The organism is Streptomyces sp. 3N207 (assembly GCF_052246355.1).
Taxonomy (GTDB): domain Bacteria; phylum Actinomycetota; class Actinomycetes; order Streptomycetales; family Streptomycetaceae; genus Streptomyces.
Map to the genome: position 1 here is coordinate 1 of NZ_JBQQBV010000052.1, position 5,871 is coordinate 5,871.

Sequence of the window (5,871 nt, forward strand, 5' to 3'; positions counted from 1 at the left end):
TTCCCCCCCCCCCCCCCCACCACAACTGACGGCCGGAGTCACACGGGTGTCGGGCATGAGCCGGGTGAGGTGGCGGAACAGCGGCCGAGGGCTTCGCGCGGAGCCAGCCTGACCGCGGCAGGCGGGACGGAGGGCCGTTGAGGGGGATCGCGCTCGGCGGCCTCCGTCGCATCACCGCCCCGCACTACGACCAGGGCAGGACCAGTGCACCCCAGGCGACGACGGGGCCGAGGGCGACGATGCTGCCGGTGTAGCTGATGACCTGGCGGTAGAAGCGTCGGGCGTCGACGCCACGTGCGTTGGCCAGGACCAGGGCGCCGTTGGTGGAGAAGGGGGAGGTGTCGACGATGGTGGTGGACACGGCGAGGGCGGCGATCACTCCGGCGGCGCTGAGGTGGCTGGAGAGCAGCAGCGGCACGGCGAGGGGGATGATCGCGGTGAGGATCGCGGTAGAGGAGGCGAAGGCCGAGGTGATGGCCACGGTGAAGCACAGCAGCAGGGCGACGAAGAGCGGGGTACCGAGGTTGGCGGTGTGCTCGGAGATCTCCTCGATGATGCCGGCCTTCTCCAGCATGGCGATGTACGTCATCATGCCGCCGACCAGCAGCAGGGTGGACCAGCTGATGCCGTCGACGGCTTTCTCCTGCCGTTTCATGTCGACCAGGGCCAGCAGGGCGCCCGCGGCCAGGGCCAGGAAGCCGACCTCCAGATGGAAGCCGAGCGCGCCGACGACGAGGGCGACCAGGCAGGCGAGGGTGAGCCACTGCCGCCAGTCGGGTGTGCCGGTGACGGCGGGGTCCTCGTCGGCCGTGGCGTCGTCTCGCTCGGCCATCGGGACAGGGCGCTTGGCCAGCAGCAGGTATGTGAGCAGCGAAAGCGCCAGGTTGATGACGAAGCTGGCGGTGAACAGGGCCACGGGAGAGACGTGCAGCTCGGTCTTGTCGACCAGGCCGAGTACCAGCGCACCGGAGACGGCGAGCGGGGAGAACGCGCCTGCGTGGCCGCCGCTGATCACCATCATCCCGACCACCAGCGGGTTGAGTTTGTAGCGGTATGCGAAGTTCATTCCGATAGGGACGAGGAGCGCGACGGCGGCGGGGGTGAAGGTGCCGAACGCCGTCAGCAGGGCGGCGACCAGGAACAGCACCCAGGGGATGAGCGCCACCTTCCCGCGGACCAGCCGCACCCCCGCCGCGACGAGCAGGTCGATGGTGCCGTTGCGGCGGGCGACGGAGAACAGGTACGTGACCCCCACGATCGTCACGAACAGGTCCGCAGGAAAGCCCTCGAAGATCTCGTCCTCGTGGAGGCCGAGCGAGGCGGTGCCGACCGCGAAGGTCGCGACGAAGGCGAGAATGCCCAGGTTGATCGGCAGCACGGTGCCCACTACGAACATCACCAGCAGTGCGCCTATGGAGATCACTTCAGGAGACATGTTTGTCCTCGGTGCAGGAGGGGACAGGAGACCGCGCCCCGAGGGGCGCGAGGTTACCCCGGCACTGACGGCTGGAGGCCGGTCGCCGGAGGTGAGATGCGTCCCGTTCCAGGAGTCCCTGCTCCTGGTTCCGGTACGTAGATGCGTGCGTCGGCGAGCAGCCGGGCTGCCCGCTGTACAGTGACCCGGCCCGGGACGCCGTGGCGGATGTCCGAACAGCGGACGGCCACGACGCCGGCGGGGGTGCCCAGCCGCAGCCACTCGCCGCCCCGGCCGGCCGAGCCGGCCCGTCCACCCCGTCCGCCCATGGCCTGGGAGACCACGGAGTCCTCCAGCAGGCCGGCGGTCGCGACGGCGACGGCGGAGGTGAGGCCGATCGCCGGGTGGGGGCTGTTCATGGAGAGCATGCGGACGGACACGTCGTAGTCCTCGGCGGCGACCAGCTCGCCCAGCGTGGTGGTGTACCGGACCGGGGGACCGACCAGGCCCACCTTGGGCACGGCGTCACCGGGCTCTTGACCCGGCTTGAGGAGGCCCATCAGCGACGCGGCGGTATGGCGGACCGCGCGCAGTGAGGGAACGTCGGCGCGCATCTGGTCCAGCGTCTCGGTGCCGGTACGGCCGACACTCGGTGCGGCGACGAGGACCACCGGCGCGCCCGCGTCCACCATGCTCACCTGCTGCGGCCCGGCGGTGCCGATCCGCAACTCCTCGACCGCCCGTCCGGTGGGCAGCAGTGAACCGGCGGTGCCGCCGGACGGGTCGAGGAAGGCAAGACCGACCGCCACTCCCCCGGCCCGGGTGCCGGGCACGGTCTGGTCGCCGAACTCGTGCACCCTGCCGCCCGTGGTGTCCACCACGCCTTCGAGCACCGCGCCGGTGTTGCTGTTCCGCATCACCACACGTGTGCGGTCACCGGTGAGGGGCACCAGCCCTTTTGCAACCGCGTACAGGGCGATGGCGGTGGCGCAGTTGCCGCAGTTGCTGGTCCACTCCACCGTTCCGGTGCCGATGCCGACCTGCGCGAACAGGTAGTCGACATCCACGCCCGGCTCGGGGGAGACACCGACGACGGCCGCCTTGGAGGTGGTCGGGGTCGCTCCGCCCACCCCGTCCAGCTCCACCGGATCGGTGGAGCCGTACGCGGCGACCAGCAGCTTCTCCAACTCGCTGCGGTCGGTGGGGACATGGACCTGGCTGAACAACCAGCACTTGCTGGTGCCACCACGTACCAGAGTCGCGGGAGTGTGCACAGCTGAGGCTCTTCCTGGGTCGCGTGGGGGAGGAGAGGGCCGGGCGGACGGTTACGAGCGGGTTGCGCTCCGTTGAACCGCTCCGGCGAATGCGAAGACCTTCGCAGACGCGTAACTTGGGCACAATGGCAGATTTCTTCACCTCCGTTTAGTTCAGCTAAACTCTCTGTCATGCTGAACGTGCGTCGACTGTTGCTGCTGACCGAGGCTGCCGAGCGCGGCTCGCTCACTGCCGCCGCGCAGGCGCTGGGCATGACCACCTCCGCCGCCTCCCAGCAGATGTCGCTGCTGGAGCGGGAGGCCGGACAGCCCTTGATCGAACGGTTGCCGCGCGGTATCCGCACCACTCCGGCGGGTGCGGCGCTGGCCGAGCGCGGCCGGGCGGTCCGCCGTGAACTGCGCGCGGCCGAGGCCGATCTGGAGTCGTTCGCCGACCTCGACGAGGGCACGCTCAGGCTCGGCTCCTTCCCCACCGCCAGCGCCTCGCTCCTGCCGCTGGCCCTCACCCGGTTCAGCAGCCGCCACCCCGGGGTGCGAACCGTCGTACACGCCGGGGTCCTCGACCAGTTGCGGGAGATGCTGCACACGGGAGAGATCGAGCAAGCGCTGCTGTGGGACTACGAGTGGAACCGCGTCGACGACGAAGCGCTCGCCCTCACCCACCTTCTCGACGACCCGACCGTGCTGGTCGTCCCCGCCGACTCCCCGCTGCGCGCCCTGCCCTCGCTGCGCCTCGGCGACCTCACCGACCAGGAGTGGATCATCCGCGCCGACAACCACCCCGTCGCCGACGTCCTGCGCCGCAGTTGCCGCCGGGCCGGATTCGAACCGCGCATCGCCTACGCGTCGCACGACTACCAGGAAGCCCAGGCCATGGTCGCCGCCGGCCTCGGCATCGCCCTCGCTCCCCGGCTCGCCCTCACCAGCCGCCGCAGTGACGTCCGCCTGCTGCCCTTCGGCTCCGACGTGCCGGCGCCCACCCGCCGCATCCTGCTCGCCCGCGCAGCGTCCCGCGCCGCCACCCCGCCCGCGCAGGCCATGGCCCATGTTCTGCGTTCCGTGGCACAGAAGTTCACCGGTGCCGGCCTGGACCGCACCCAACTCGGCGCGGTGCCGAGGGGCGGGCAGCGACGTGCCTGACGCGGCACCCCGCCCGGCCCGCCCGGGCCGGTGTGCATGGGAAAGGGCGTGTGGGTACGTACCGCAGCGGCGCGCCCACACGCAGTACGCGGGCAAGGAGGAGCTGATCCGGTGGCGGAGACAGCGGCCGACGGTTGTCCCGTGGTGCGGTACCGCTTCCCCGTCCTCGACGGCGCGCGGTGGGAGGGCTTTCCGTTCCGCGGCAGCGACATCGTGATCAAGCAGCATCCGAGTGTCGCGTTCCGGCCCTGCCGCCCTCCAGTCCTTCGGGCGAGCGGTCTCCGGCGAGATTCCAGCCGTCGCGCGGGTACTCTCCGCTGTCGCGCCAGGGCGGCACGCGCAGGCCCAGCGCTGTTCGCAGCCAGCTGCCGCAGCCTGTTCCGGGGGGTGGGGCGTGAGCCCCTTGCGGGTGCGTTCCCGTCCGGGTCCGTGGGTGACGGTGCACCGTGACGTGCTGTTCGTCCCCGAGCTTGAGCCCGACTGCGCGGCTCCTGTACGTCGTCCTCCATGCTGCCGTCGACAATGAGCCGCTCCCCGAACGGGTGCAGGAGCTGGTCGGGTTGCCCGACCGTGATGCGTTGGATCCCTTCCTTCGCCGAGGCCGGGCTCGTGGATGTCACCGAGAACGACCCCCATGGCGCGTTCTCGTACAGCTACGGCCAAGTTGCGTCTGCGGTCATCCCCTGGTCAGCTGGCCAGTTCACATCGCGGTGAACCACGCACCGTAGCCATACGAGCGAACCCTGATATCGGCTCGATAACACCAGACATCCGAGGTAACAGCCTCAGCCCCAAGCAGGAAAATGATGGGAGGGGTGTCATCAGAACGTCACGCTGACGGCTCTCCAGGGTGATCGGCCGCCGCTCGGTACGGAAGCGCTCAACGGCCGCACACTGAAGGAGAGGTTGGGCCGTGGAGCTCTTTGGCATTCTGGCAGGGGCAGTCCTGCTGCTACTCCCGAGTCTGAAGAAGCTGCTGGACAGCGTGGCCTACCGGAACCGGGCCCGGGGCAAGGCCGAGATCATCCGCGCAGAACGCGCCGTCGAGGTCCCGCAGCAGGTGCCGTCCAGCGGACGGAAGCAGATGCAGCAGGAGAAGGGGAAGGGGAAGGGGAAGGGGAAGGGGAAGGGGAAGGGGAAGGGGAGTGGCTGAGCCGAAGGCCGTGACCGCCGAGACGCTGGGCGAGGTGTTTGCGCAGTGCCGAGGCGAGATGACGGGCAAGGCCCGCCAGCTGCTCCAAGGCGCCAACGTACCGCCTTCGGTGGCGGACGCCGACGACATCGTCAGCAGCGCCTTCGCCACGGCGCTGCGGGACCCGGGCTCCGTGCGGCAGCCGCGTGCCTACCTCGACAAACTGATCCGCACCGAGATCCTCCACCTGGCGACGCGCCGCGCAGAGCACCACCGCATGGACGAGAAACGGGCCGCCGACCCGCTTTGCTGCCCTCCCCCGTGTGTCGCCGACTTCAGCACGCTGGTGGACAACCGAGACGCGGTGCACCGGGCGGTGCGGGAACTGTCGGTGCCGCAGCGCACCGCGGTGTGGGCAACCCACGCCCTGGACTACACCCGGGACGAGACGGCCATCCTCATGGGCTAGCACCCCGGCACCGTGGCTCGGCACAGCACGCGCGCGATGGTCCTGCTGCGTGCCAGCATCGCTACCGTGGTCATAGGCGTCCTGACAGTCCTCGGACTCGCGGCCGGCCGCGAGCTCCAGCGCACAACTCCCGCCGACGACCCGCGCAGGGACCCGGTGCTGCCACCGGCTCAGTGGTGGTCCGAGAACTGGATGGTCACGGCGATCGCCCTGACCGTCGTGACCTGCGTGACGTGGGTCGTTGGACATACGGTGGTCCGTCAGACCGTCGCGGACTGCATCGCGTGGGCCCTTAGCCTGAATCCACCGATGGCCATGGGGGCGTCCCCTGCATTCCCAGGTCAACCAGCACCTCGGGGGTAATCGATCTTCACCCGGGAGGTGAAGGCGCGGAACGGCTCGATTGGGTTGCTGACCTGGACGAAGGCTGCACGGATCCCGG

The 5,871-nt window shown here is 69.9% G+C and carries 5 protein-coding genes; 3 read left to right on the forward strand and 2 right to left on the reverse strand.

The features are described from left to right. Positions 1-184: 184 nt before the first annotated feature. Entirely contained in the window at positions 185-1,435 is a 1,251-nt protein-coding gene (locus ACTWP9_RS36500; protein WP_443250620.1) for an SLC13 family permease, read from the reverse strand. A gap of 53 nt (positions 1,436-1,488) precedes the next feature. After that, positions 1,489-2,688 (reverse strand): PrpF domain-containing protein, encoded by a 1,200-nt coding sequence (locus tag ACTWP9_RS36505; RefSeq protein WP_443250621.1) that lies wholly within the window; start codon positions 2,686-2,688, stop codon positions 1,489-1,491. A gap of 171 nt (positions 2,689-2,859) precedes the next feature. Here ACTWP9_RS36505 and ACTWP9_RS36510 point away from each other — a divergent pair, with 171 nt between their 5' ends. The 3 genes from ACTWP9_RS36510 (at position 2,860) to ACTWP9_RS36520 (ending at position 5,429) form a co-directional block, all read left to right on the forward strand. Continuing rightward, the gene (locus ACTWP9_RS36510; protein WP_443250622.1) at positions 2,860-3,828 is read left to right on the forward strand and encodes a LysR family transcriptional regulator; all 969 of its coding nucleotides are present in this window, start codon (positions 2,860-2,862) and stop codon (positions 3,826-3,828) included. Between the two features lie 913 nt (positions 3,829-4,741). Next, entirely contained in the window at positions 4,742-4,981 is a 240-nt protein-coding gene (locus tag ACTWP9_RS36515; RefSeq protein WP_443250623.1) for a hypothetical protein, read from the forward strand. Beyond that, complete coding sequence (locus ACTWP9_RS36520) at positions 4,974-5,429, forward strand: RNA polymerase sigma factor (RefSeq protein ID WP_443250624.1); 456 nt, start codon at positions 4,974-4,976, stop codon at positions 5,427-5,429. Before ACTWP9_RS36515 ends, ACTWP9_RS36520 begins: the two co-directional genes overlap by 8 nt. Positions 5,430-5,871: the final 442 nt, after the last annotated feature.